At 40.8% G+C, this 25,267-nt stretch carries 26 protein-coding genes; 13 read left to right on the forward strand and 13 right to left on the reverse strand.

Translation table 11 applies throughout. From position 1 onward, the window contains the following. The first annotated feature begins 11 nt into the window (after positions 1-11). From ribH to MB380_RS00565, 5 genes are all read left to right on the forward strand, one after another. A complete protein-coding gene (ribH, locus tag MB380_RS00545) occupies positions 12-491 on the forward strand; it encodes a 6,7-dimethyl-8-ribityllumazine synthase (protein WP_253532025.1) in 480 nt (159 codons plus the stop codon). A gap of 4 nt (positions 492-495) precedes the next feature. Next, the gene (locus MB380_RS00550) at positions 496-972 is read left to right on the forward strand and encodes an SRPBCC family protein (RefSeq protein ID WP_253532027.1); all 477 of its coding nucleotides are present in this window, start codon (positions 496-498) and stop codon (positions 970-972) included. Positions 973-1,022: 50 nt separating this feature from the next. Continuing rightward, on the forward strand, positions 1,023-2,351 hold the full coding sequence (locus tag MB380_RS00555; RefSeq protein WP_253532029.1) for an aspartate kinase: 1,329 nt from the start codon (positions 1,023-1,025) through the stop codon (positions 2,349-2,351). A gap of 39 nt (positions 2,352-2,390) precedes the next feature. Beyond that, positions 2,391-3,662, forward strand: a complete 1,272-nt coding sequence (gene serS / locus MB380_RS00560; RefSeq protein ID WP_253532031.1) for a serine--tRNA ligase — start codon at positions 2,391-2,393, stop codon at positions 3,660-3,662. Positions 3,663-3,828: 166 nt separating this feature from the next. Next, positions 3,829-4,524: a DsbA family protein gene (locus MB380_RS00565; protein WP_253532033.1), complete on the forward strand. Its 696-nt coding sequence runs from the start codon at positions 3,829-3,831 to the stop codon at positions 4,522-4,524. 79 nt (positions 4,525-4,603) lie between these two features. Here MB380_RS00565 and MB380_RS00570 read toward each other — a convergent pair whose 3' ends face one another. Next, positions 4,604-6,661: a M13 family metallopeptidase gene (locus MB380_RS00570; RefSeq protein WP_253532035.1), complete on the reverse strand. Its 2,058-nt coding sequence runs from the start codon at positions 6,659-6,661 to the stop codon at positions 4,604-4,606. A gap of 317 nt (positions 6,662-6,978) precedes the next feature. Here MB380_RS00570 and lpdA point away from each other — a divergent pair, with 317 nt between their 5' ends. The 3 genes from lpdA (at position 6,979) to MB380_RS00585 (ending at position 10,942) form a co-directional block, all read left to right on the forward strand. Continuing rightward, positions 6,979-8,370 carry a dihydrolipoyl dehydrogenase gene (gene lpdA / locus MB380_RS00575; protein ID WP_101728577.1) on the forward strand — a complete coding sequence of 464 codons (1,392 nt, stop codon included), beginning with the start codon at positions 6,979-6,981 and terminating at the stop codon, positions 8,368-8,370. An 825-nt stretch (positions 8,371-9,195) separates the two neighbouring features. Continuing rightward, entirely contained in the window at positions 9,196-10,128 is a 933-nt protein-coding gene (locus tag MB380_RS00580) for a YihY/virulence factor BrkB family protein (protein ID WP_253532037.1), read from the forward strand. Continuing rightward, positions 10,118-10,942, forward strand: coding sequence for a hypothetical protein (locus MB380_RS00585; protein WP_253532039.1), 825 nt, complete (start codon positions 10,118-10,120; stop codon positions 10,940-10,942). The genes MB380_RS00580 and MB380_RS00585 overlap by 11 nt, the downstream gene beginning before the upstream one ends. Before the next feature lie 51 nt (positions 10,943-10,993). Here MB380_RS00585 and MB380_RS00590 read toward each other — a convergent pair whose 3' ends face one another. From MB380_RS00590 to rpoN, 4 genes are all read right to left on the reverse strand, one after another. Then, positions 10,994-12,433, reverse strand: coding sequence for a hybrid sensor histidine kinase/response regulator (locus MB380_RS00590; protein WP_253532041.1), 1,440 nt, complete (start codon positions 12,431-12,433; stop codon positions 10,994-10,996). After that, positions 12,430-12,894, reverse strand: coding sequence for a response regulator (locus tag MB380_RS00595; protein WP_101728572.1), 465 nt, complete (start codon positions 12,892-12,894; stop codon positions 12,430-12,432). Before MB380_RS00595 ends, MB380_RS00590 begins: the two co-directional genes overlap by 4 nt. 69 nt (positions 12,895-12,963) lie before the next feature. Then, positions 12,964-14,400: a sigma-54 dependent transcriptional regulator gene (locus tag MB380_RS00600; RefSeq protein ID WP_253532042.1), complete on the reverse strand. Its 1,437-nt coding sequence runs from the start codon at positions 14,398-14,400 to the stop codon at positions 12,964-12,966. Between the two features lie 42 nt (positions 14,401-14,442). Further along, the gene (gene rpoN, locus MB380_RS00605) at positions 14,443-15,870 is read right to left on the reverse strand and encodes an RNA polymerase factor sigma-54 (protein WP_253532043.1); all 1,428 of its coding nucleotides are present in this window, start codon (positions 15,868-15,870) and stop codon (positions 14,443-14,445) included. Positions 15,871-16,111: 241 nt separating this feature from the next. Between rpoN and MB380_RS00610 the strand changes: the two genes are divergently transcribed. Both MB380_RS00610 and MB380_RS00615 read left to right on the forward strand, forming a co-directional pair. Further along, entirely contained in the window at positions 16,112-17,500 is a 1,389-nt protein-coding gene (locus MB380_RS00610; RefSeq protein WP_253532045.1) for a CHASE3 domain-containing protein, read from the forward strand. Positions 17,501-17,520: 20 nt separating this feature from the next. Then, the gene (locus MB380_RS00615; protein WP_101728568.1) at positions 17,521-17,937 is read left to right on the forward strand and encodes a response regulator; all 417 of its coding nucleotides are present in this window, start codon (positions 17,521-17,523) and stop codon (positions 17,935-17,937) included. Here MB380_RS00615 and MB380_RS00620 read toward each other — a convergent pair. The 3 genes from MB380_RS00620 to MB380_RS00630 all read right to left on the reverse strand — a co-directional run bounded on the left by MB380_RS00620 (position 17,924) and on the right by MB380_RS00630 (position 19,185). Further along, a complete protein-coding gene (locus MB380_RS00620; protein ID WP_253532047.1) occupies positions 17,924-18,451 on the reverse strand; it encodes a hypothetical protein in 528 nt (175 codons plus the stop codon). The two genes, MB380_RS00615 and MB380_RS00620, sit on opposite strands and share 14 nt — an antisense overlap. Next, complete coding sequence (locus MB380_RS00625) at positions 18,441-18,797, reverse strand: phage holin family protein (protein WP_253532049.1); 357 nt, start codon at positions 18,795-18,797, stop codon at positions 18,441-18,443. Before MB380_RS00625 ends, MB380_RS00620 begins: the two co-directional genes overlap by 11 nt. 79 nt (positions 18,798-18,876) lie before the next feature. Further along, positions 18,877-19,185 (reverse strand): YtxH domain-containing protein, encoded by a 309-nt coding sequence (locus MB380_RS00630; protein WP_253532051.1) that lies wholly within the window; start codon positions 19,183-19,185, stop codon positions 18,877-18,879. A 229-nt stretch (positions 19,186-19,414) separates the two neighbouring features. On the opposite strand from MB380_RS00630, the gene MB380_RS00635 reads away from it, so the two are divergent. Together MB380_RS00635 and MB380_RS00640 are read left to right on the forward strand one after the other, a co-directional pair. Next, a complete protein-coding gene (locus tag MB380_RS00635) occupies positions 19,415-19,777 on the forward strand; it encodes a response regulator (protein WP_253532053.1) in 363 nt (120 codons plus the stop codon). Between the two features lie 129 nt (positions 19,778-19,906). After that, positions 19,907-20,161: a GlsB/YeaQ/YmgE family stress response membrane protein gene (locus MB380_RS00640; protein ID WP_253532055.1), complete on the forward strand. Its 255-nt coding sequence runs from the start codon at positions 19,907-19,909 to the stop codon at positions 20,159-20,161. A gap of 354 nt (positions 20,162-20,515) precedes the next feature. Here the strand turns inward: MB380_RS00640 and MB380_RS00645 are convergent, their stop codons facing one another. The 4 genes from MB380_RS00645 to MB380_RS00660 form a co-directional block, all read right to left on the reverse strand. Further along, positions 20,516-20,971 carry a hypothetical protein gene (locus MB380_RS00645; RefSeq protein WP_253532057.1) on the reverse strand — a complete coding sequence of 152 codons (456 nt, stop codon included), beginning with the start codon at positions 20,969-20,971 and terminating at the stop codon, positions 20,516-20,518. Positions 20,972-21,029: 58 nt separating this feature from the next. Further along, positions 21,030-21,686 (reverse strand): porin family protein, encoded by a 657-nt coding sequence (locus tag MB380_RS00650; protein ID WP_158237991.1) that lies wholly within the window; start codon positions 21,684-21,686, stop codon positions 21,030-21,032. Between the two features lie 165 nt (positions 21,687-21,851). Beyond that, entirely contained in the window at positions 21,852-23,039 is a 1,188-nt protein-coding gene (locus MB380_RS00655; RefSeq protein ID WP_101728561.1) for an AI-2E family transporter, read from the reverse strand. A gap of 123 nt (positions 23,040-23,162) precedes the next feature. Next, positions 23,163-23,879, reverse strand: coding sequence for an OmpA family protein (locus tag MB380_RS00660; protein WP_253532072.1), 717 nt, complete (start codon positions 23,877-23,879; stop codon positions 23,163-23,165). A gap of 358 nt (positions 23,880-24,237) precedes the next feature. On the opposite strand from MB380_RS00660, the gene MB380_RS00665 reads away from it, so the two are divergent. Continuing rightward, positions 24,238-24,762 (forward strand): GNAT family N-acetyltransferase, encoded by a 525-nt coding sequence (locus MB380_RS00665; protein ID WP_253532104.1) that lies wholly within the window; start codon positions 24,238-24,240, stop codon positions 24,760-24,762. 6 nt (positions 24,763-24,768) lie between these two features. Here the strand turns inward: MB380_RS00665 and MB380_RS00670 are convergent, their stop codons facing one another. Then, positions 24,769-25,251: a DUF456 domain-containing protein gene (locus MB380_RS00670; protein ID WP_253532105.1), complete on the reverse strand. Its 483-nt coding sequence runs from the start codon at positions 25,249-25,251 to the stop codon at positions 24,769-24,771. Positions 25,252-25,267: the final 16 nt, after the last annotated feature.

Raw genomic sequence — 25,267 nt, forward strand, 5'->3', positions numbered from 1 at the left:
TATTTAACAGTATGTCGTCAGCAAATAAAAATCTTAGCGTTTTCAGCACCACAGGATTGCCCGATGTGAGCAATAAAAAGTTTGCCATTATAGTGGCCGAATGGAACAGTGAAATAACAGAGTCACTTTTTGAAGGCGCATATCAGACCTTGCTTGACAACGGCGCAAAGGCAGAGAACATTGTAAGGGCAAATGTACCCGGTAGTTATGAATTGAGCTTTGGCTCGCAGATATTTGCCCAAAAGCCTGAGATAGACGCAGTAATTGCATTAGGGTGCGTAATACAGGGAGAAACCAAGCATAACGATTACATTAACCATGCCGTAGCCGGAGGGCTTACCGATGTGGCCCTGAAATATAACAAGCCGGTTATTTTTGGGGTATTAACGCCAAATAACCAGCAGCAGGCGCTTGACCGCGCCGGTGGCATACACGGCAACAAAGGTGACGAGGCAGCTATTACAGCCATCAAGATGTTAGGATTGCAGTAAGGAGATGTCTAAAATAATTCTTGAAACACTCATACATTCAACGCCTGAAATCTGTTACGATTTGTCTTTGAGTGTAGACCTGCATCAGCTTTCTACAGCCCAAACAAAAGAGTATATTGTTGATGGTGTTAGAGCCGGAATAATGAAGCTGGGTGAGAGTGTTACGTGGAGAGCAAAACATTTCGGCATTTGGTTAGAGTTAAGCACGAAAATTACCGAAGCCCACAGGCCGGAGTATTTTGTAGATGAAATGCAGAAGGGGCCTTTTAAATCATTAAGGCATGAGCATCATTTTACAAAAACTGATAATGGAGTATTAATGAAAGACATTTTTATGTTTAAATCTCCAATGGGTTTCTTGGGTAAGATAGCCAACACATTAGTATTAGAAAATTATTTGAAGTCTTTTCTGGCAAAAAGGAATCAATGCATTAAAGAGATGGCAGAGTCGGGCAGGTGGAAAGAAATATTGGGTAGTTAAGAAGATTAAGTATTTCATTATATAGTAAAACAAAACCAGAACCACAAAAAATGCAAGTTTGGAAATTTGGCGGTACATCCGTAGGGAAACCGGAGCGTATGCACTCTATTCGTACACTGATTACAGAAGACGGTCAGCGTAAGATTGTTGTTTTATCTGCCCTTTCGGGTACAACAAACGCTCTTATCTCCATCGGCGAATCTCTGAAGGCAAATAATGATACCGAAGCCACCGAAAAAATAGATGCCCTTTATGCGCACTACCAGGCTTTTATTAAAGATTTGTATAAAACCGAAGCAGGCTATAATGCAGGTAAGGCAATTGTAGATAAAGAATTTGGCTTTATCCGCTCGCTGGTAAGTATCAAACCTTTTACACTAAAGCAGGAGAAAGAAATAGTGGCCGAAGGTGAGCTGCTAAGTACACAAATGTTTGAGACCTACCTGAAAGAAGAAGGCGTAAGCTCAACTTTGTTACCTGCGCTTGATTTTATGCTGATTGATGCTGACAACGAGCCAGTACTGAGTTTTACGGAAGAGAAGCTGTCGGCCATGCTTGCACAATTACCCGACACAGAAATATTCATTACGCAGGGATTCATCTGCCGCAACCCACGTGGCGAGGTAGATAACCTGAAACGCGGAGGCTCTGATTACACAGCTTCGCTGATTGGTGGCGCTATCAGTGCTGAGGAGATACAGATTTGGACAGACATTGACGGCATGCACAATAACGACCCGCGTATCGTAAAAAGGACATTCCCTGTGCGTGAACTGACATTTGAAGAAGCCGCTGAACTGGCTTATTTCGGAGCAAAAATTTTACATCCAAATACCATTACACCTGCAAAAATGAGAGGAGTACCTGTGCGTTTGAAAAACACTATGGAGCCAAACGCCTTTGGCACCGTAATAGCGCATAACACAACCGAGTCTGAAATTAAAGCCATTGCGGCCAAAGACGGCATCACGGCAATATACATTCACTCGACACGTATGCTGAATGCCTACGGATTCTTAACCAAGGTTTTTGAAGTATTTGAGAAGTTTAAAACCCCGGTTGATATGATTACCACATCTGAAGTATCAGTGGCAGTAACCATAGACAACCCCGAACACCTGGCAGATATAAGCGCAGCCCTTAGCCAGATAGCAGAGCTGGAAGAACACGACCGCAACCAGACCATTATCTGTATTGTGGGCGACTTCAAGGCTGATAAAGCCGGGGTGGCACTTAAAGTAATAGAGGCTATGAAAAACATACCTATCAGAATGATTGCCTACGGAGCCTCCGAACACAACATATCTCTATTGGTTGATACCAAAGACAAAGAAGCAGCGCTCAATGCCCTGAACGAAGGTTTATTTACTTTTGAATAACATTTTGAAAAGCCTTGTGGCTCCATTATCAGGAATACCATGTTACAACTGAATTATATAAAAGAAAACAAGCAGGCTACTATTGACGGGCTGAAGCGTAAATATTTTAAAAACGCTGAAGAAACTATTGATGCCCTGCTGGATATTGACCAGAAGCGCCGCGAAACTCAGGCCGAGCTAGACGGCACACTGGCAAAATCAAACGCCTTGGCAAAAGAGATTGGCGGCCTGATGAAAGAAGGCAAAAAAGCAGAGGCCGAAGCAGCCAAAGCACAAACGGCTGAACTGAAGGCGCAATCGAAGGTACTGGAAGAAAGCCTGAAAGGACTCGAGGCCGAGCTTTATGAAGTGCTGGTTACTTTACCCAACCTACCCCATGCCAGTGTACCTGAAGGACGTACTCCTGAAGAGAACCTGAACATTTTTGAAGCGGGCGTAATACCTGAATTACCTGAAACGGCGCAACCTCATTGGGAGCTAATCAAGCAATACAATATCATTGATTTTGATTTAGGCAATAAGATTACCGGAGCGGGTTTCCCGGTCTACAAAGGGAAAGGAGCAAGAATACAGCGTGCCATGATAAACTTCTTTTTAGATGAGGCACTGGCAGCTGGTTATGGAGAAATCCAACCTCCGATTCTGATTAATAAAGATTCAGGTTTTGGTACCGGTCAGCTGCCCGACAAAGAAGGGCAGATGTACCACGCCACTGCCGACGACTTATACCTGATTCCGACAGCCGAGGTGCCTATCACCAATATTTATCGTGATGTAATTCTGTCAGAAAACGAATTACCGATTAAGAATGTAGGTTACACGCCATGTTTCCGCCGTGAGGCAGGTAGCTGGGGTGCGCACGTAAGAGGCCTGAACCGCCTGCATCAGTTCGATAAGGTGGAAATTGTGCAGATACGCAAGCCGGAAGAATCATATCAGGCTTTAGAAGAAATGGTAGAGCACGTAAAGGGTTTGCTCACTAAACTAGAGCTACCATACCGTATTCTTCGCCTGTGTGGTGGCGACATGAGCTTTACCTCTGCCTTAACTTTCGACTTTGAGGTATATTCTGCTGCGCAAAAAAGATGGTTAGAGTGTAGTTCGGTATCAAACTTTGAATCCTATCAGGCTAATCGCCTTAAACTACGCTGCAAGGTAGACGGTAAAAACCAGTTATTGCATACTTTGAATGGCTCTGCTTTAGCTTTGCCTCGTATATTAGCGGCAATTCTGGAAAACAACCAGACACCGGAGGGCATCAGGATACCAAAAGTATTGGTGCCATACTGTGGGTTTGATAGCATTAACTAAGAGAAATAAATAGTTATAATCAGGAAATGCGAGGCTACAGACCTCGCATTTTTTATTAATGCTTATCTAATGATTCAGCTTTTAAGGCGTAATTGTATGTAACTACATTAATTGAACTATTCTTTAAATGAGGCAGTTTTATTATTATTAAAATACATTGAATAATATGACAAATAAACCCATTCAGATAGATATAGTGTCAGACGTAGCGTGCCCGTGGTGTTATATTGGTAAAAAACACCTGGAAAAAGCGTTAGAAGGTTTTGAAAATCAGGAGTTTAACATTACCTGGCATCCTTTTCAGCTAGACCCGACTATCCCGGCAGAAGGCCTTGCCCGGGAAGAGTATTTCATTAACAGATTCGGAAGTGCCGAGCGCATTCAACAAATGCATGAGCGCGTTGAGGGTGTAGGTAAAGAAGCCGGTATTCAGTTCGAATTTGAAAAAATGCCAAAGGTTATCAATACCATACCTTTGCACAAAATATTGCATATCGCTCGCGAGGAAGGAACCCAGAATGAACTAGAGGGGCGTTTATTCAAGGCCTATTTTACTGATGGCGTTGATTTCTCTGAAAAAGAAAATATTCTGGCTTTTATGGAAGACTTTGGCTGGAGCCGTGAAAAAACAGAGGGTGTTCTGGCCGACGACCAGATAGCCTACTGGGTTACACAAGAAATAAAGCATTTCCAGAACTTAGGTGTTTCGGGTGTTCCTTTCTTTATTCTCAACAATAAATATGGTTTAAGCGGGGCCCAGCCCACAACAGTTTTTAAGGAAGCGCTTGAAAAAGTGGCTGAAGAGCTGAAACCTGTTGAAGTAAGCGGCAATGCCTGCGAAATTGGCGGAGACAATTGCTAAAATCATTTAAAATAAAACAGAGAGCGGTTAAACTATACTAACCGCTCTCTCTGTTTTACTAATGGCTTGTTTTATCGCCTTACCATATCTTCACCCGTTTCATAGGCGATCGATACATCTTATCGCCTGGTTTTATACCAAACGCCTCATAAAACTCGTCAATATTAACCAAAGGGCCGTTTACACGAAGAAAACCCGGCGCATGCACATCGGTCATAATCTGGTTTGCCAGTGCTTCATTGCGTGTGTGCCCCATCCAAGCCAGTGCGTATCCCAGAAAGAACCTTTGTAAAGGGGTAAACCCATTTATTTTCTTGCCAGATTTATACTGTTCTGTTTTCTTAAATGCTTCAAGCCCTAAAACCACCCCACCCAAATCAGCAATGTTTTCTCCTTGTGTGGCTTCTCCTCTTACGTGCAGAGAGTCAAGCACCACGTAATCATTAAATTGCTCAATAATACCTTTGGCACGCTTGTTATATTCATCACTGTCTTTTTTGGTCCACCAGTCTTTCAGGTTGCCCTTTTCATCAAATTGTCTGCCCTGGTCATCAAACCCATGCGTAATTTCATGGCCAATGGTAGAGCCGCCTGCATAGGCATAAATAATGGCGTCGTCCAGTTGTTCGTCGTTCAAACCGGCTATAAAGAAAATGGCTGCCGGTAAAACAATCTCGTTGTTTGAGGGGTTGTAATACGCATTATAAGTTTGTGGGGTCATATCCCATTCGGTTTTATCTACCGGCTTGCCTATTTTATTGATACTGTACTGATACCACCATTGGTTAGCCCGGATGATATTCTGAACGTATGAGTCTCGTTTGATATCAAGCGACGAAAAATCCTTCCATTTGTCAGGATAACTCACCTTTGGCATTACCGTTGATAGTTTAAGTAAGGCCTTGTGCTTGGTGCTGTCAGACATCCAATCCAGTTTTTCAATACGCTCTTTATAAGTGCTGAAGATATTTTTCACCAGTTCCTCATAGCGTTTTTTAGTTTTTTCTGAATAATAATTTTTTACAAAAAGCTGGCCGAGGGCATCTCCTAACAGGTTTTCTTCTGCATCCAGTACTCTTTTCCAGCGTGGTTTCATTTCTTTTACCCCACGCAACACGGTTCTGTAAAAATAGAAGTCTTCTTTTGCAAAAGGGCTGCTTAATTCACTGGCATAGCTGCTGATGAAGTTCCAGGTCAGGTAGGATTTCCAGGTTTCAACAGGGGTGGTTTTCAATAGTTTGTCAACTGCGGTGTAGAATTCAGGCTGCGCTACAATTACGCTTTTTACCTGCGGCATTTTCATGTTCACAAACAACTCACGGAATTTCATGGCCGGGGCCAGTTTTTCCAGAGCCGCCATATCCATTTTGTTGTAGTTTTTGTAGGGGTCTCGCAGGTCTTCTATCTTGCGCGAGTGCCTGGCCAGCGCCTCTTCTAATGCATACACGCTGGCGGCATTACTTGCGGCTTTGGCTTGGTCATCGCCCAACAATTGAAACATGCGTTGCAGGTGTGCCTTATACTCTTTCCGTATCTGGGTATTCCGGCTGTCGGTATTAAAATAATAGTCTCTATCCGGAAGTCGGATACCACCCTGATACAAGTGCAGGGCTTGCTCTTCACTATTTTTCTCGTCCTGAAACACATAATTGCCAAATAATACCCCAACACCATAAGTGTGCTGAACAGCAATTTCTTTTAAAACACCATCCATATCTTTAATAGCGGCAATGCGGTCTAAATCAGGTTTCACAGGGCTTATCCCTTGTTTTTCTGTGCCAATGCTATCCATACCTGTAAACCAGAAATCGCCGATTTTCTGCTCATTTGAACCCGTTTTGCCCGGATTTTTCGCCGACTCCTCACTGATATTCTTCAATCTGCTGTAAGTTTCTTCCTGCACCAGGCTGCCGATTCCCCAGCTGCTTTCAGAGGCCGGAATAGGATTATGCTTAATCCAGTTGCCAACGGCATATTTAAAGAAATCATCACCGGGCGATACGGTAGTATCTACAACTTCGGTTAATATATCTCTTTGTGAAGATTCAGAGGATTTTGACTGGCAAGAGGATAAGTAAAAACCAGAAAGTATTAAAACGGATGATAAAAAACGCTTGGCCCCGGCTATACCGCTCATAAGATTAAAAAGATTTGGTAATAATTGAATCCTAAATTTGAGAAGATTTTTTGAAATCGTTCGCATTTAAGAGAAAATTATTGAAGTAAACAACAGGCTGGCCGCCTGCTGCCAATAGTGATGGAAGAAGTATTTCTGATTTATTGGTCACCACCGGAATTTAATAACGGGCTTGATTTGTTCTTTAAGAACAGAATAGTTTTTTAAAGCCGAAGAGCAGCGTTTGTATGCCCCTGAACCAACAAAAAGGATTTTGCAGATAAGCTATTTTGTCTAATTTTGCATCAAAATTTATGTAAACCAGAAAATTATATATTATGGCACAGTATGATCTTATTGTACTTGGGAGTGGGCCCGGTGGTTATGTAACCGCAATTCGTGCTTCACAATTAGGCATGAAAACTGCCATTGTTGAGAAAGAGAACCTTGGAGGTATTTGCCTTAACTGGGGTTGTATTCCAACAAAGGCCTTGTTGAAGTCTGCCCAGGTTTATGAATATATTAAACACGCTAAAGATTATGGTATTGAGGTAGGCGAGGCACATGCCAATTTTGAGGCGGTTATTAAGCGTTCGCGCGGTGTGGCCGACGGCATGAGTAAAGGCGTGCAGTTTCTGATGAAAAAAAACAAGATTGATGTTATCTATGGTTTTGGTAAAGTAAAAGCCGGTAAAAAGGTTGAGGTTACTGATGCGGAAGGTAAAAAATCTGAACTGGAAGGCAAGCATGTAATTATAGCTACCGGCGCCAGAGCCAGACAATTGCCTAATGTGCCCATTGATGGTAAAAAAGTAATAGAATACCGCAAAGCTATGAGCCTTGAAAAACAACCGGAATCACTATTGGTGATTGGTTCGGGAGCGATCGGTGTAGAGTTTGCCTACGTATACGCCAGCATGGGTACCAAGGTAACTATCGTAGAGTTTTTACCAAATATTGTTCCGGTTGAAGACGAAGATATTTCTAAAGAACTGGCAAAAGCCTACAAAAAAGCAGGTATTGAAATTTACACCAACTCTAGCGTTGAGAAAGTAGATACCAGTGGCAATGGTTGTGTGGCAACAGTAAAAACGCCTAACGGAGAAATAAAAATTGAATCAGAACTGGTGCTTTCAGCGGCGGGTATTGTTGCAAATATTGAAAACATTGGCCTGGAAGAAGTAGGAATTGCTACCGACAGAGGCAAGATTACTGTAAATCAGTGGTCAGAAACCAACGTGCCGGGTTACTATGCCATTGGCGACGTAGCTCCGGGGCCTGCACTGGCACACAAAGCATCAGCAGAGGGCATTATCTGCGTTGAGAAGATTGCAGGGCATCATCCTCAGCCGATTGACTACAAGAACATTCCGGGTTGTACTTACTGTACACCAGAAATCGCCTCTGTGGGCTATACAGAAAAAGCTGCCAAAGAGGCAGGATACGAAATCAAAGTGGGTAAATTCCCTTTCTCGGCCTCTGGTAAAGCAAAAGCTGCCGGTAGCCCGGAAGGCTTTGTAAAAGTGATTTTTGATGCTAAATACGGCGAATGGTTAGGTTGCCACATGATTGGCGCCAACGTAACTGAAATGATTGCCGAAGCCGTTGTTGCCCGTAAACTGGAAACAACCGGTATGGAAATCATCAAGTCGGTTCACCCGCACCCTACCATGTCAGAAGCCATTATGGAAGCAGCGGCAGCGGCTTATGGTGAAGTGATACACTTGTAATAAGATCTATATATCGTAAAAGGGGCAGATGCGATCAGGTATCTGCCCCTTTTTAGTGGCATTTGCCAGCAATAATGCTACACTGACTACAAATACAAAAGGGGCAAAAATTGCCCCTTTTGTACCACCTTTTTAACCTAAACACTACCCTAAACTCTTGTTGAGCTTCTTTAAACTGCTCAGTGAAATGCCGTTAGAAAAACTGCTTAAACTGCATTCTAAGCGTACTTCGTTATTATCTTTCATGTTTCCTGGCAAATCTGTTTTTAATTGCATCCGTGCAATCAGACAAACAGCGCTTCAAAACATATTTTTCTTCTGTTAGTTATTCTATCAAGTAAACCTTATGAGGGTTTTCATGGCTATATTATTGGCTTACGCAATGTGCGTTCTCTTCATTTTAGAAGAGTAAAGTTTTGTTCGTTTCATAAAATTATTGAATTCATGAGATTGAGAACTTCTCGTTCTGCCGTCCCAGTTTTGTTGATTGTTGCTAACAATCTTTAACAAAACAACCGCCATACTTAACATGGTCATTATTCCTATTATGAAGATGATGGGTGTCATAATTTCAATAATTTAATGAAACTAACACCATAGATGTTAAAAATGTTATTCCAATAATTAGTAAATGCAGGTAAGACGGGTTTTTAGTCAAAAATTGTAGAAAGTGTGGTGTTTTGGGAAATTAAGTGTAGAAAATACGCCCCAATCAATGGGGTTGTGGCACAATGGTGGTATGGTACAAATTATTTATGAATCTCAACATATCAATAACAACGTGTAATACGGAAAGTAAAAATCTGACGGAAATCTAGCCACTTTATGACATCAGTGAAAACAAAGCTGAAAAACTATATTTCATTTGCCAAAGAAGTATTTAATGAATTCAGCTCAGATAATGCAACCAAATTGAGTGCTTCTTTATCTTACTACACCATTTTTTCTCTGGCTCCTATGCTTGTGGTTATTATTTCTGTGGCCGGCATTTTTTATGGTCGTGAAGCCATACAGGGTGAAGTTTACGGACAAATAAACTGGCTTATAGGTAAAGATGCGGCTACGCAGGTGCAGGAGCTAATAAAAAATGCAAGCCTTTCCAGAAAGTCGGGCATGGCGGCAATTATAGGTACAATAACCCTGCTTTTGGGTGCCACGGGTGTTTTTGCTGAAATTCAGGATTCAATTAATTTTATATGGTCGCTTAAGGCTAAGCCAAAATCTGGTATTCTGAAATATTTATTTAACAGGTTATTATCATTTTCATTAATTTTGTCGCTTGGTTTTTTGTTAATTGTATCATTGTTGGTTAATACCCTGCTTGATATCTTTAACCAACGCCTGCAATTGCTATTTGAAGATGTAACTGTCTATTTTTTTTTCGTCATTAATCTGCTGATAGTCTTTTCCGTTATCACCCTTCTGTTTGCCATTATTTTTAAAGTTTTGCCTGATGGGAAAATAGCTTGGAAAGATGCCTTTTTTGGAGCTGGGGTAACTGCTGTATTTTTTATGGTGGGTAAGTTTTTAATTGGTTATTACCTGGGTCAGTCAGCTGTTCTTACCACATTCGGTGCGGCTGGTTCTGTAGTAATAATCTTGCTTTGGGTCTATTACTCGTCTACTATACTTTTTTTAGGAGCCGAGTTTACCAAAGTTTATACCCGTCATTATGGAACTCCCATACAACCTGACAAAAACGCTGTGCTTTTGGAAAAAAAGGAAATCGAAATTAAATTAACTGGCAATGGAAATTAAAAGGAGTGCAATTAAAAACAATTCAATTCTAATACTTGGTTTTCTGTTTTATCTGGCAATGGTATTTATCAATTTTCTGGCAAATTACCTGCCCATTAACGGCAAAAATACAGGCCAGGTTTCGGCGCAGTATCCAAATTTGTTTGTCCCTGCTCCGTACACATTCTCAATCTGGGGTGTAATTTATCTATCTATTCTTGTTTTTTTGATTTTTCAGCTTACCGGTTCGCCCGGTTTAAAGCAAAACAAAAACACCCGCTCTTCAGTACAAAACATTAACGTGGTGTTTATTTTTACCTGTGTCATTAACATGACCTGGATTGTAGCCTGGCATTATGGCCTTATACTACTAAGTGTGATACTCATGCTATTGCTGCTATTGCTGCTTATTGTGTTAAACAGTTATCTGGTAGCCCTTGATCCCTGGCTATCAAAAACTGAGAAGTTTTTTCTGAAAGCCCCGTTTGGTCTTTACCTTGGCTGGATTTGCATAGCCACCATTGCCAATGTTACGGCGCTACTGGTTAGCTATGGGTGGAAAGGCTTCGGTTTAAGTGAAGAGTCGTGGGCGTTTATTATGATAATAGTAGGGGCAATAATAAGTATAGTAGCCATTTTCAGATTTAGCAGTATTTATATTGGGTTGTCGGTCATTTGGGCGCTAGGCGGAATCATTACTCAGCGCAGAAATAACGTAATTTATCATAAATACATAGAACTGTGTGCGTGGATAGGCATAGCTATTGTAGGTATAGCCATTTTTATTGAGCTTACAAATGGCTATTTATGGAAGGCAGGCTCTAATGATGATTAAATAAGCAGAAAGTAAAATAACAAAATAGCCATTGGTGAGCCGATGGCTATTTTATTTTAGTAAAAACGTAATGATAAATTCGGTTCCTTTGCCAAGTTCAGAGTTTACCTCTACTGTTGCTTTATGAGACTGGATAATATTTAAGGTGGCCGCAAGACCCAGACCTATGCCATTATTTTTTGCCGTAAAGTAGGGCTCAAATAAACGGCTCATGTTTTCGGGGCTTATACCTGTGCCATTGTCTTTGATAGAGATATAGCAGAGGTCATTATCTATAGTACTTTTAATAATCAAAACGCCATTGCCTTCTTCCATGGCTTCTACGGCATTGATTATTATGTTAAGAAATGCAATTTTTATCTTGTTTCTATCCAGATTCAGCAGCACATCGCCCCCATATTGTTTTTCAAGCGTAATGTTTTTCAGATTGATGCGATCTATGGCCTGCTCTAGTGTCTCGTCCAGAATTTCATGAACAGATATTTTAGAAAACGCCAGTTCAGATGGCTTGGAGTTATTGAGCAGTTCTGTTATGAGGTCGCTGATGCGTTGGCTGTTGCGTCTGATAATCCCCAGAAAAAGCTTTGCATCTTCATCATCAAATTCGCTTTCAAGTTGCTCAACAGAAAGGTGGATGTTTGTTAACGGATTACGTACTTCATGTGCCAGGGTACGCACCAAACGCCCGGTAGCAGCCATTTTTTCGTGCATCATGGCTTCACGTTCGGCTTTTCGTTGTGCAGTTACATCATGTATAATGCTCAGAAAAGATTCTTTGCCTTCGCTGTTTTTTTGTTTTTGGGCATCAATCAGGCATATTTTCTTTTCTCCTTTTTTGGTTAAGAAAATGGCCTCAAATTTGTCAAGGTTGCCGTTTTCTTCCAGTTTTTCATTAAACTGCTCCCAAACTTCCGGCTTTTCAAAAATGGTGGCGGTGCTCATCTGGCTCAGCTCGTCGGCGGCATAGCCAAGCATTTCAAGCGTGGCCGGATTATAATAAATAAACCGGCCGCTTTCCGGCTGGGTAACAATTATACCCTGCCTTACATGATTAAAAATGGTTCGATACTGCTGCTCGCTTTCGCGTAGTGTTTTTAAGGTATCGGCACGTTCAAGAGAGTATCTGATGCATCGTTCCAGTTTTTCGGGGTCCAGTTCGTTTTTTATCAGATAATCCACCGCACCCAGCTTCATGGCTTCCATATCAATTCTCTGGTCGCCTTTACCGGTGAGTAAGATTATCGGACTCTGACACCCTTCCTGTATGGCTCTCTTTAAGAGGTCCAAACCAGTTTTGGCACCTAACAGGAAGTCGAAAAAACAAATGTCATACGCTGCAGTTATGATTTTTTCAACGGCATTGTCAAAATTTTTTGCCCAATCTATAGTAAACTTTTTGCCTTGTATGTCATTGATGTAGTCGCTTGTCAGGAAGAAATCATCCTCATCATCATCAACGATTAAAACCCTGATTGTGTCGAGTTCTTTCATGCGTTAAGTTTGGGTAATTGAACTATATCAAACCAGTAGTTGCCCAGGTTTTTCATTACTTCTACCAATTCAACAAATGTTACGGGCTTGGTTACAAAACTGTTTACGCCCAGGTCGTAGGTTCTCAGAATATCTTCTTCAGCCTTTGAGGTGGTAAGTACAATAACAGGGATGCTCTTCAGGTCATCGTCTGATTTTATTTCTCTTAAACACTCTCTGCCATCTTTTTTAGGCATATTAAGGTCTAGCAAAATCACTCCGGGTCTTGGCGAGCTGTCCGGGTTGCTATATTTACCGTTGCGTCGCAGGTAATCCATCAATTCGGCACCATCCTCTACAAATCTTAACTCATTTAATAAAAAATTCTCTTCCAGAGCCTCTTTTGTCATCGCTCTGTCGTCCGGGTCATCATCAGCCATCAAAATCATAATACTGCTTTTGTCTTTTTGAAATTGAATCATTATTGTGGTATTTAGAGAGTTAAGGTTTTATAATGGTTATTTAAAAACTGTACTCGGGTTAAGAAAAATTTATAAATTATAGCTCTTCATTTTATTATAGAGTGTTTTGCGGTCAATGCTCAATACCTGGGCTGCCTTACTTTTGTTGTAGTTTACTTGTTTAAGTACCTGCAGTATCATTTCATATTCAGCGTCCAGGGCAGCCGACTTCAGATTCGGCTTAACGGGGTCTTCCTGTTTGGGGGCTATCTCTTCTGCCACCACCGTTTGAATAGGGTCTGAGAACAAAAGCCTTGAATAGTTGATAATCTCAAAAGGCAAAGATTTAGATTCAATGTAGTCGCCGTCTGACAACAGTGTGGCTCTTTTTACTACATTGCGCATCTCGCGCAGATTTCCATACCACGGATAACTCAAAAAAGCGGTTTTTACGTCTTCTTCAAAGCCTTTTACATCTTTGCCGAGTTCGTCATTTGTGTTGTCCAGAAAAAACCGGGCAAACTCCATGATATCAGCCTTGCGGTCTCTCAAAGGCGGAACATCAAGGCTGAATTCATTAAACCGGTGGTATAGGTCTTCTCTGAATTTCCCCTTACGGCAGGCTTCCATTAATCGTTCGTTCGACGCCACCAATATTCTTACATCTACCGAAATCTCTTTGTTACCCCCAATGCGGCGCAATTTACGTTCCTGTACAACCCGTAACAAAGCAACCTGCACATCGTATGGCAGGTTGGCTACTTCGTCAAGAAAAAGCGTACCACCGTTGGCCATTTCAAAATGCCCTATTTTCTGATTCAAAGCGCCGGTAAATGAGCCTTTCTCATGGCCGAACATTTCGCTTGCTGCCAGCTCTTTTGATATCGCTCCGCAGTCCATGGCAACAAAAGGGCCATTAGCTCTTTTACTTCTTTTATGTATTTCCTGTGCTACTGATTCTTTCCCTGAGCCGCTTTCGCCATATATTATAACACTATAATTGGTTGGCGCTACCAGGTCTATTTGTCTGTAAAGGTTTTTTGATTCAGGCCCGTTTCCGAAAATGTAGCTGTTATCAGATTTGCTTCTGGAGGTTTTATGTGCCGATTTATTAACGCCCGTACTTGCGTCTTTTTCAATAGCAGACTGCATCTGGCCAGAGGATTTTTCCTGTCCTAAGGCTTTTTTAATTGTCAAAAGGATTTCGTCAGGGAAAAGAGGCTTGGTGATGTAATCAAAAGCGCCTAGTTTCATTACATCTATAGCAATTTTGATGTCTGAATAGCCTGTAATAATCAGTACCGGCACCTCAGGGAAACGCTCTTTTATTTTACGGAGAATCTGTCCGCCATCTAAGTCGCCCAGCCGAAAATCAGTCATTACCAGGTCTGGTGTAAACTCTTCCAGCAAACTGAGGCCTGTTTGTCCGTTTTGGGCAATAGCCACATCATACCCGTTTTTGCTTAAAAAGCGGCGTAGTAAAAGACAAATATCGGTATCATCATCAATAACAAGGATACGTTGCATATAGTATAATGGTTGAATTTTAAAGATTTTGAAAACTGGAAATTATAAGACACGTCTGAGTTGGGCCGATTGAATACCCAGATGGTCTCGGTACTTTGCTACTGTGCGCCGTGCAATCGGATACCCTTTCTGAGCCAGCATATCGGCCAGCTGAAAATCATTCAGCGGTGCGCTTTTGTCTTCTTCAGAAATCAAACCCGCCAGTGTCTGTTGAATCTCGCGATTCGATACCTCAATTCCGGAATCTGTAAAGATACCTCCCGAAAACAGGTCTTTCAGATGTATGGTTCCAAAGGGTGTCTGTGCATATTTTCCGCTGGTTACCCTTGATACCGTCGAGATGTCCATTTTTATTATTTCTGCCACATCTTTCAGGGTCATGGGTTTTAATTTCTGCACATGTCCGGTTTTAAAAAACTCTTCCTGAATTTTTATCAGGGTTTTCATTGTTTTTAGCATGGTGGTTTCTCTTTGCTGTATAGCATCAATTAACCAGTTAGCTGCAGAAACCTTTGTGTGGATATAGTTTGCGGCTGCCTTATCGGGCGTGCCTTGTATTAAATCATTAAAAGAATTATTGACCCGTAACGGCGGTATCTGATTGCTGTTCAGCGACACCTCAATCTTGTTGTCTTCATAAAAAACCAGATAATCTGGTATAATGTTATCTTTTATAAGAATTGAACTTGTGTTTTCTTCTGAAATAGGCTTTGCGTGCAGAGAGGTGATAAGATTTATAGCATTTTTGAGTTTTTCGCTACATATTTCTCTCGAACGCATAATTTTCTCATAATTACGCACGGCCAGGTCGTCCAGGTTGTTCTGCACAACATCATACGCCAGGTCAACGTCCTGCCCTTCTTCTCTTTTTTTGTCAAGTTGTATCAACAGACACTCCTGCAGGTTTGATGTGCCAATTCCGATAGGCTCAAGATTACGTATAATAGCTATTACTTCTTCTACATCGGGTACGTCTACAAATATATTATTGGTAAACGATACGTCATCGGCCAGTGCTTCAGCATCATATTTCAGAAAGCCGTGTTCATCAAGAGAATCAATTATAAAATCGCCTAATAATTGCTGGCGTTCGTTCAGGGCAAGTACGTGCAATTGTTCTTTCAGGTCGTCTCTCCACGATGTTTGCTGTATTATAGGCGCCGAGTAGAAGTCGTCATCGCTGCTGTAGTTATTCAGCTGCGTTTTATAGTTGGGGGTATCATCGTCGTATTCGTCCCAGTCGAGATAATCGGCCGAACTAGCAGAAAGTGCGTCCTTATCGTCACGGTCAAAATCATCTGCGTCTGTATCTTCGCCCACTGTGGCTTCTTCAAGCATGGGGTTTTCTTCCAGTTCTGTTTTAATGTGTTCTTCCAGCTCTATGGTTGAGAGTTGCAAAAAGTTTAATAGTTGTATCTGCGACGGAGAAATTCTTAAAGTTTGTTTCTGGGTCTGGCTGAGATTTAGCATGGCATAAGGTTTTTTATAAGCGTATATATATCAATTTATAGCCCACAAGTATCAGCAAGAAAAAAAAACGAAAAAAGTTATTGTAAAATTTTGATTATCAGCAATTTAAAAGATTAGGCTTTTTTAAAGAAAATTCTTGTAGTGTTTTTTTGTTTTACGGCAAAAGAAAAATATTCCACAATGTGGGTATAATATTCCACATTTTAATTTAAACGCCCTATATTGATACCAACCCTTTGTTATGAAAAAAAGTCTACGGTTAATTCTTTCATCTTTTATTGTCTGTGTTATATTGCTGGCTACGCTCAGCTGGCTTTCATATAAAAAAATCAAAGAGTCAACCAACTATGCCATTGCCGTAGAAGACACCCATGAGGTGCTTCGCAAAAGTGAAGAACTGATATCAGTTCTGAAAGACTACGAAACCGGGCAAAGAGGTTATATTCTTACCCATGAGCGCATTTTTCTGGAACCTTATTATAAAGCCGAAAACCAGATAAGCGGCATTTACCGGTCTCTGAAATTTTTTGTAAGCAAAAATGAATTGCAATCAAAAAGAATTGACTCGCTCTCTGGTTTAATTTCTGAGCGTATACGTCTGCTGAAACTTAATATTGCTCAGGTTGAGAAAGGCCAGCCCATTGATAAATCAACATTTTTGCTGGGCAAAAAAGAAATGGATGATATAAGAGCTGTGATTAACAGGTTTCAGGAAACAGAAAGGAATTTGCTGGACAAAAGAAGAGACCTGAAGAGCGTTAACGACCAACAAACCTCCTCCATACTGATAATGCTTTCTGTATTTTCATTCTCACTTTTGATTGTTTGTTTTTTTCTGATTTTTGTAGAATTGCGGCGCAGGCTTAAGTTTCAGCATAAGCTTGAAAACAAGATTGACGAGCTGAACCGCTCTAACGCCGATCTGGAGCAGTTTGCCTATGTGTCGTCTCATGATTTGCAGGAGCCACTCCGAAAGATAAGGTCGTTTAGCGACAGGCTTGTGAGAAAGCATGCCGAGGCCCTGAATGAAGATGGTAAAGAAACCCTTGAGAAAATTACTACTGCCGCCGAACGCATGCAGAACCTGATAAACGATTTACTTGATTTCTCAAGGCTGGTTAACCGCAAGGAGGCCAATTTTCAGAATGTTAATCTGCAGGAAACTCTTGATAAGGTTCTTAACGATTTATCTGTAAAAATTGAAGAAAAAAAAGCAGACATAATTACCAAAAAATTGCCGTATATTTGGGGTGTTTCTTTCCAGATTAATCAGTTGTTTCTCAACCTTATCAGTAATGCGCTAAAATTTACCAGTGAAAACAGATTACCTGTTATTGAGATAGACTACACCATTGCCAAAGGAGCTGAAATACCAGGAATTGAGGACCTGAGAAAAGAATTTGATTACCACAAAATAGTTGTTAAAGATAACGGGATTGGCTTTGAGGCAGAGTATGCCGAAAAGATTTTTGTTATTTTTCAACGCTTACACGGGCGTAATCATTACGAAGGTACAGGCGTTGGTCTGGCTATTTGCAGACGTATTATGAGTAATCATAACGGCTTTATTTTTGCCGAAAGCCAACCGGATGAAGGCGCCACTTTTATTTTATATTTCCCAACAAAATAAATAATAATTCGGATATAGGAATGAGCATATTATCAATCCTCATTGCGGACGACGATGAAGATGACAAATTTTTACTGAAATCTGCATTTGAAGAAAGCGGAATAGAGGCACCATTATCTTTTGTTGATAACGGGCAGGAGTTAGTAGATTTTTTACATAAAGCCAAGAAGTTGCCAAGCATCATTCTTCTGGATTTGAATATGCCCAAAAAAGATGGAAGAGAGGCGCTAAAAGAGATTAAGGAGAATCCTAAATTCAGAAGTATTCCTATTTTGATATTAACTACCTCAAACTCACCCGAAGACATCAAAAATTGCTATTTTCTGGGTGCTAACTGTTTTATAACAAAGCCTTCAACATTTGAAGGCCTCATGAAAATGATTGGCGAACTAAACAAGTTCTGGTTTAACATAGCATCAATACCTACAAAGCATTAACAGGTAACCTGCTTTGCGTGGCCGTTGGCGGGGTTGCAGGTTTGTCGGCGGTTTTATCTTTTACCCACATTAATGCTTTTTCAATTAATGATGGTTTGTAGTTTCCTATATAAGCGCCGCCGTTAAGCTCTGCCAACTCAGGTTTGGTGTCAGTTGCATTTTTTACCCAGTTCAGGCCTTTGTCCATAATAGCATCTTTATTTTTGAGTATCATGTTGCTTGCATAGTTCTTCAAAAAGAAAGGTACCAGAAGTTTAATGGGCCAGGGCGAGCTCCTTAGAATGCCATGGCGCACAATGGTGTCTACACCCAGGCCTACGCCTACATTCAACAAACCATTATTCCGGTTGGTCAGAAAGTCTCCCATAAAACGCACTGCATGGCGGGCAGGGCTTAGGTCTTCTTTAATAGCATTAAAATTGCTTCTTATTTTTGATTGAGAAAGCTGAATCTCATTTTTGAGCCGTGCTCTTTCGGCTCGCAGGTCATTCAAATTTCTGATGTTAGTCTTCATAGTAGAATTTCTGAATGAAAGAGTTAATGACTGGAATTTTAATCAGGTTGTCGCGTTGCAGATAAATTACAATTCCGGCAATTACATAAACACCGGCTACAATAAATAATCCAAATGCCAGGTTGTTTAAGCTCTGGCCAATTAACCAGGCTACTCCCAGGCTTATAAAAAAAAGTGCAAAAGTTGCTGTAACACCCAGTACAATTGCAGAGGCGGCAGTTGATATGCCATCGGCAACTTTTTCAACAGTATTCAGAACTCCCAGATTCCATCGGGCTTCCAGATGATTGGATAAATCATCAAAGACATCCTCTGTTTTTTCTTTAATGTCATTGTATATTTCCATGTCATCAGATTGTTTAATTGAAATAGTGAGCCAGCATAATACCTGGCTCACCGACTCGACTTACGCTATTTTTAAGAGCTTAGCCCATTTGAAGCTTCTTTTTTGTAGAGTTATATTGATCTTCGGCGTCAGAGGCCAAATCATCAAATTTTTGCTGCGCTTTACCTTTCAGGTCGTATGCTTTATTGCGTAGCTCGTCTTTTGTGTCTTCGTATTGGTTTTTACCACGACGAATCGCATTCAGTAATTCGTCGGCTAATTCGTTAGCAGTTTTTCTGACTTTAGAGCGGATTTCCTCACCTTTGTCTGGGGCAAACATCATTCCTATAACTGCACCGGCTGCTGCAGCCGTGATAACTCCCAAAAGGATTTTTGAAGTACTTTTCATAATAGTTAATGTTTAAAAGTTTTTTATTAAGATGCATATACAGGTAAAAATCCTATTCCATTATGCTAAAAGAGCATATCTTGTGCAATAAAATGAGGGCGCAACCCATTTTGTAGAACTTTTTGCTCATTATGAGGGTATAATACTACCCCCCTGCCGAATGAATAAAAATAGGGCTGGCACAGTTTTTTATTCTATAATAGTCAAGAAAGAAGTTAATTATGCAAAGATGAAAAGCGAAGAAGAAAATGGTTTGTCTGCCCTGATAGTAGATGACGAAATAGATACCTGCTTATTGATAAAGATGTATTTGAAAAAGAAAGGAATACAGTCTTTTCATGCGCATACTTTGCAGGATGGGTTTGAAAAAGCCAGTAGCCTGACACCCCAACCCAAATGGATTTTTCTGGATAATAACCTGCCTGATGGACTGGGGATTGAAAAATTGTCGGAATTTAAGAAGTTACTGCCTGATACCAAAATAGTTATGATAACTGCCATTGGTAAACTTAAAGAAAAAGCGTTAGAAGTGGGGGCTCATAATTTTATTGAAAAACCCCTGTCTTATGCTTCTATTGATAGTTCTTTATAACAAGCAAACACAAATTTTGATTTACTGAATCCCACAACTTTTATGACCTTTCAGTATATCAGTGTCAGAAAAGCAGTAAATCGAATTGTTTTATAAACAGTTTATTTTAAACCCTTTAACACAAAAAACATGGAAGGACAAGGATTATTGTATGCAATTATTATTGGAGCCATAGCAGGTTGGCTGGCCGGCGAAATCAAAAGAGGTTTTGGTTTTGGCCTTATTGGCAACATCATTATAGGTATTATAGGCGCACTGGTAGGTGGCTGGTTATTTGCAGCGCTTGGTATCTCATTGGGTACGGGTGCAATAGCACATATTCTTACAGCTGTTATAGGCGCCTTGGTAGTACTTGGTATTGTGGGGCTGATACGAAGAGCCTAGCCAGCTATTTTTTTAACTCAGAACGGGAAATGCATTTGAATGTGCATTTCCCGTTTTTTTTGTCCCCCGGGGGCTTTTTATACTGGCTTTTTTCTAATTAATCCGCATTTAATTGCCATTCGGGTGGGTACCATTACCGGCAGTTTTGTTCATAGGGTAGGGGCTGTTTTAAAAGCACCCGGTTAACAACATATAGAATAGGGGTATTACGTAGCCATAATCTTTAATGTACGCTGTATAAAACTATTGCAGGGCTGCGTAAGATTTACAACGGCACAAAGCCACAAACAAAAAAAGCAGCAGATAAAATCCGCTGCTTTTCTAACCATTGCTACTAATCTAAACCACCTATTATTAGTCAATATCTTTCTGAATATCATCTATTTTCTGGTTCAGTTTTTTCTTAAACTCTTTCCAGTCTTGCTTCATATCGCTTCTGATTTCCTTAAGAGAATTATCAAGGTCGTTAAGCTCCTCTTTTAGTTTTTCTCTTCTTTCTTTCCATCTGTCTTTTTCTTTTTCTGAGGCCGATTTAACTTTTGCCTCAGCTTCATCAATCTCTTTTTTTAGTTCTAATCGCTGCTTTTCAATTTTAGCAGCCATTTCATCTTTCTCACGTTTAATGTCTTCAGAAGTCTGATTAACACCGTCTTTAATGTCATCAGCTGTTTCATCAGCTTCGGCTTCTACTTTGTCCTGGGTGTCCTGGGCGGTATCTGCTACTTCTCTTTTTTCATCTCTTGAGCAAGAGGTAAAGCCTATGGTGCCGATAGCAAAAAGGGCACAAGCCAGCATAACTTTTGTTTTCATTGTTCAGTATATAATTTAGATATGTGTTTTACTAATAGAATCTGTTATGCTGTGGATGTTAAAAATGGAAACCCACAGTAGCCTGAAACAAATTGCCTTTGGCGGCAAATTTGCTGGCCGTGGCAGCATCTTTATATTTTACATCAATAATGTCGTTTACATTACCTTCGTAGCGAACATCAAAGTTAATTTTTCCGATATCAAAACCTACACCTGCCTGATACCCCAATACCGCTTTCTTGAATACCTCATCGGTACTTTCTCCGCTTGCTTCTTTAATTGCTTCGCCAAGGTTGCCATCGTTGCCGATGTTAAAAGAGGCAATAGGGCCTGCATTGATTCTTAGCACATTACCCAGTTTAAAACCGACAAGTAAAGGGAAATCAAGGTTGGTCATTCTGAAATCGACAGTTGTGGTGCTGTTGTTATTGTTGTTGAACATTTCATACTTGCCGCCTTTCTGAGAAATCAGAATCTCCGGTTGTAAAAAGAACGTTTTACCAAATCTTAAAAATACACCACCTGTAAAACCAAAGGCTCTGTTTTCGTTGTTTCTGAAATTAAAAACAGTATTGCCAGATGTAATCGATAAGTCGTTTCCTCTCACTTGCGATAGATTGGTTCCCAGCCTTAAACCCGCCGTGAAACCCTTAGTTTGCGCAAATGCTGATGCACTTATTAAAGAAACAAATGCCAATGCAATAATTTTTTTCATACCGTGCTTAAATTTATTAATTGTTAAATGGTTACTATACCAGTCAAAATTAATATGCCAATTTTGTATGAGGCTTATTATAAGCACTTTATGAAAAACGAGCACTTGCATCTGGGGAAAACCCTCTACAATATGAGCAAGCCGGTAAGTGGGTTAAGACAATTTTTATTTGTTTTTTTTCTGGTTGTTACCTTTTTTCTTGAATAGCGCTTTTACGCCATCTGTGGTTTCACTGATGGTCTCAACAATTTCTTTTTCAATTTTATTGGCTCTGTTGCGCTTCTCTTCCATCCTGGTAGCGCTGCTGGCGGGTTCGCCCATTAAAAAGCCATAAGGTTGTAAATCAGGAACCGAGTCAAAAACAACTTTTATAATGGCAATAATGGGTAGGCACAGGGCCATGCCGGCAATACCCCAAAGGCTGGCGCCCATCAGCAAGCCCAGAATAGCCGCCAGTGGGTTAATGCTGATTTTAGAACCTACAATATTGGGGGTTATAAAGTTGCCTTCAAGCATTTGCACGGCAAAAAAAGAGGCCGCAACACCCACTGCATACATGGGTGAGTCTTTTGTTACCAGTGCAACAACAATAGGAAGAAGTGAGCCAATGAGAATACCGATATAAGGAATAATTAGCAAGATTGCCGCCAGGAAACCAAAGAAGATGGCGCCTTCAATACCCAGCAGAAGCAAGCTGATGGTATTGAGCGTGCCAACAATAATGGTTACAATAATAACACCAGATAAATAACTATGAATGACATCATAAATTTTAACCAGTATCTCGTTTACCCGGTCTTTGTTGGTAGACTTAAACACCTTAAAGAAAAACTCTTTGAAGAAATCGCGGTAAAGCAATAGAAAAAACATATACACCGGCATGATAGACATGTTGCCGATCATGTTTGATGTAGTAGAAAGCGCGGTACCCACCACTGCACCACCCTGATTAATAATCTGGTCGGTATAATTGTTAAGTTGGTCAACCTGGGTTTCCATCGACAAATCAAATTTTTTCGATGTCCAGCTTAGCAGATTCTTATATGCCAGTTCAACTTTTGATATCAACTGTGGAATCATCTTTGAGAAACCGCGTACCTGTGTAGAGGCCAGATACACGATGGCCGCTATAAGCACAACAAATAAAACCAGCGTAATTGTAATGGCAAGCACACGGTTTACTTTCCGCTTTTCGAGCCAGTCACAGACCGGGAAGAGTAGTATAGACAGAATGATGGATATAATAAATGGAACCAATACGGCTTCCAGCACACTTAACCAATACACAATGATGGTAATTGAAAGTAGTGCAAGCGGTAGTTTCAAGTTAAATGGTAAACGTTGTGGAGGCATGAAAACAAAGTTTTATAGTTTACTAAATTAAACAAAAACTTATGCCAACTGGTTTTTAAAGCAGCAAAACAAAAAGCAGGATTCAAACTTTTATTTGAATCCTGCTTTTTAATTAATCGCTTATTATTGTTTGGCTATGTCGCCAGTGCCATTTCTGGCATCTTTTTTAAGGCTTTCGTCAGCTACAATGGCCAGTTCTACCCTGCGGTTTTTGTCACGGCCGCTTTCTGTGGTATTATCAACCAAGGGAGTAGATTCCCCATATCCAATTACCGACATCCTGGTGCGTTTCACACCATTGTTACTTAAAAAACCGGCAACTGCATTGGCGCGTTTTTCTGATAGCTTCATGTTGTAGTCTTCAGCGCCCACGTTGTCAGTATGGCCGCCAACCAGAATATTGGTATCGCCGTACTCCTTCAGTGTTTCCGAAAGTTTTATGAGGTTATCTTTTGACACCTGTGTTAATGTGTACGAGTCAAAGCCGAACAATATACCCGACTTCATGGTAAGTTTAATACCCTCGCCTACACGCTCAACTTCTGCCACACCTTCCAGGTCTTTTTTCATTTTAGCAGCCTGTTTGTCCATATAACGGCCAATGAATACCCCGGCGGCACCGCCAACCGCCGAACCAATAATGGCATAAACAGCCGGGTTTTTACTCTTGCTGCCAATAGCCGCACCGGCGGCAGCACCTGTACCTATGCCTATAATAGCGCCCTTTTGTTCGTTTGTTAATTTCTTGAATGAATTACATGAGATAGTAGAACTCAATAGTATGGCTCCACAGAGCGATACTGCAAGGCCTCTCTGAAAAACGGATTTAGTGTGGTTCATGACATTTAAAATTTTATGAATCTTCAATGTCTGTTAAAGAAATGTGCCAGATTTATGTGGTGGCAAAGCAAAAGGCTGATAGGAAGCGGTTTAAGTGTGGGTTTAGTGCGCTTTAAATGTTTATGGGGCGACAATTTTCTGTATTGAACTGTGTAAAATATGCTACAACTAAGGTTTAGGTTATTTTTTAAATTTTTTTACATACCTTTAAGGCGTAATTTATTGCCTCTGAAATTTAATACTTCACTCCTCGATAGTCTGCTGCCTGATATTGCTTAATACCAATATACCGGCACAATTTAAGACAAGTTCTCACTTGTTCTAATCTTTTGTTTTATCCAAATAAAGACTATCAATCATGTTTTATATCCAATCTGAGCGTTTAAAGCTCATCCCTTTAAATTTACATCATTTAAGTATATATCAGCAATCAGACGCACTGGCGGTAGAACTGGGCCTTGCTTCAGTAAGCATTGATATGGAGCCGTTATTCCTGAACGAGTTTGACGATGCCCTGCAAAACTTCTGGATACCCTCAGTTGAGAAAAACCCACAGCATTACCAGTGGTTTACCAACTGGCTTATGGTGCTGAAAGAAGAAAATGTGGGAATTGGAGGCATTGGTCTTACCGGATTACCTAATGAAAATCGGGAGTCTGAGGTGGGCTATGGAATAGGCCAACAATACAGAGGGAAAGGCTATGCTACCGAAGCCCTGGTGTGTATCAGCCATTGGGCTTTTATGCATCCCAAGCTGCATACAATTGTAGCACATACGCCTGTCGACTTGTTTGATTCGCAAAGAGTTTTGCAAAAAGCGGGGTTTCAATCGGTAAGGGCAGAGAATAAACTGCTAAGGTGGGAGCTGAAACGAAATACCTGAGCAGGCCTAACTAAAATAAAACCATAGTTCTTTGCCGGCATACCATATCATAACCAGGCAAAGGGCCACTTTCATAACTATCCCCACCAGGAAACCTATAAAAGACCCGATAGCAGCTTTGGTGGCTTGTTCAGAAGTTGAACCCGCAAGGAGTTCGCCAACCAATGCGCCAACAAATGCACCGATAAAGATGCCAAAGGGGCCAAAGAATAAACCAATGAGCATGCCAAGCATACTACCCCAGGACCCATACCTTGAGCCACCGAATTTTTTGGTGCCCCAAACGGGCACGTAGCAGTCGAGTACCGTTACTACAAGCGTAAGCAAGCCCAGGGTCCAGAGCAGGTTTTCGCTGAATTGGGCAAATCTGGTAAAATGCAAAGCAACAATGCCTGCAAAGCTGAGCGGTGGGCCGGGCAATGGTAAAACGGCCCCCGCAAGGCCAATCAGCAGGCAGACAATGGCAACAATTAATAGTACAATGTCCATGTTTTCAGAGGCTTAT

This window comes from Emticicia sp. 21SJ11W-3 (assembly GCF_024138715.1).
GTDB classification, from domain to species: domain Bacteria; phylum Bacteroidota; class Bacteroidia; order Cytophagales; family Spirosomataceae; genus Emticicia; species Emticicia fluvialis.

Excerpts from the sequence above, each read along its gene's own strand:
- MB380_RS00645 (WP_253532057.1), bottom strand. The coding sequence starts at position 20,971 with ATGAAAACAAAAGTTATGCTGGCTTGTGCCCTTTTTGCTATCGGCACC.
- MB380_RS00590 (WP_253532041.1), bottom strand. The coding sequence starts at position 12,433 with ATGAAAGAACTCGACACAATCAGGGTTTTAATCGTTGATGATGATGAG.
- MB380_RS00585 (WP_253532039.1), top strand. The coding sequence starts at position 10,118 with ATGGAAATTAAAAGGAGTGCAATTAAAAACAATTCAATTCTAATACTT.
- MB380_RS00610 (WP_253532045.1), top strand. The coding sequence starts at position 16,112 with ATGAAAAAAAGTCTACGGTTAATTCTTTCATCTTTTATTGTCTGTGTT.
- MB380_RS00640 (WP_253532055.1), top strand. The coding sequence starts at position 19,907 with ATGGAAGGACAAGGATTATTGTATGCAATTATTATTGGAGCCATAGCA.
- MB380_RS00630 (WP_253532051.1), bottom strand. The coding sequence starts at position 19,185 with ATGAAAAGTACTTCAAAAATCCTTTTGGGAGTTATCACGGCTGCAGCA.
- serS (WP_253532031.1), top strand. The coding sequence starts at position 2,391 with ATGTTACAACTGAATTATATAAAAGAAAACAAGCAGGCTACTATTGAC.
- ribH (WP_253532025.1), top strand. The coding sequence starts at position 12 with ATGTCGTCAGCAAATAAAAATCTTAGCGTTTTCAGCACCACAGGATTG.
- MB380_RS00550 (WP_253532027.1), top strand. The coding sequence starts at position 496 with ATGTCTAAAATAATTCTTGAAACACTCATACATTCAACGCCTGAAATC.
- rpoN (WP_253532043.1), bottom strand. The coding sequence starts at position 15,870 with ATGCTAAATCTCAGCCAGACCCAGAAACAAACTTTAAGAATTTCTCCG.
- MB380_RS00665 (WP_253532104.1), top strand. The coding sequence starts at position 24,238 with ATGTTTTATATCCAATCTGAGCGTTTAAAGCTCATCCCTTTAAATTTA.
- MB380_RS00625 (WP_253532049.1), bottom strand. The coding sequence starts at position 18,797 with ATGGAAATATACAATGACATTAAAGAAAAAACAGAGGATGTCTTTGAT.
- MB380_RS00660 (WP_253532072.1), bottom strand. The coding sequence starts at position 23,879 with ATGAACCACACTAAATCCGTTTTTCAGAGAGGCCTTGCAGTATCGCTC.
- MB380_RS00620 (WP_253532047.1), bottom strand. The coding sequence starts at position 18,451 with ATGAAGACTAACATCAGAAATTTGAATGACCTGCGAGCCGAAAGAGCA.
- MB380_RS00635 (WP_253532053.1), top strand. The coding sequence starts at position 19,415 with ATGAAAAGCGAAGAAGAAAATGGTTTGTCTGCCCTGATAGTAGATGAC.
- MB380_RS00650 (WP_158237991.1), bottom strand. The coding sequence starts at position 21,686 with ATGAAAAAAATTATTGCATTGGCATTTGTTTCTTTAATAAGTGCATCA.
- MB380_RS00600 (WP_253532042.1), bottom strand. The coding sequence starts at position 14,400 with ATGCAACGTATCCTTGTTATTGATGATGATACCGATATTTGTCTTTTA.
- MB380_RS00570 (WP_253532035.1), bottom strand. The coding sequence starts at position 6,661 with ATGAGCGGTATAGCCGGGGCCAAGCGTTTTTTATCATCCGTTTTAATA.
- lpdA (WP_101728577.1), top strand. The coding sequence starts at position 6,979 with ATGGCACAGTATGATCTTATTGTACTTGGGAGTGGGCCCGGTGGTTAT.
- MB380_RS00655 (WP_101728561.1), bottom strand. The coding sequence starts at position 23,039 with ATGCCTCCACAACGTTTACCATTTAACTTGAAACTACCGCTTGCACTA.
- MB380_RS00580 (WP_253532037.1), top strand. The coding sequence starts at position 9,196 with ATGACATCAGTGAAAACAAAGCTGAAAAACTATATTTCATTTGCCAAA.
- MB380_RS00670 (WP_253532105.1), bottom strand. The coding sequence starts at position 25,251 with ATGGACATTGTACTATTAATTGTTGCCATTGTCTGCCTGCTGATTGGC.
- MB380_RS00565 (WP_253532033.1), top strand. The coding sequence starts at position 3,829 with ATGACAAATAAACCCATTCAGATAGATATAGTGTCAGACGTAGCGTGC.
- MB380_RS00615 (WP_101728568.1), top strand. The coding sequence starts at position 17,521 with ATGAGCATATTATCAATCCTCATTGCGGACGACGATGAAGATGACAAA.
- MB380_RS00555 (WP_253532029.1), top strand. The coding sequence starts at position 1,023 with ATGCAAGTTTGGAAATTTGGCGGTACATCCGTAGGGAAACCGGAGCGT.
- MB380_RS00595 (WP_101728572.1), bottom strand. The coding sequence starts at position 12,894 with ATGATTCAATTTCAAAAAGACAAAAGCAGTATTATGATTTTGATGGCT.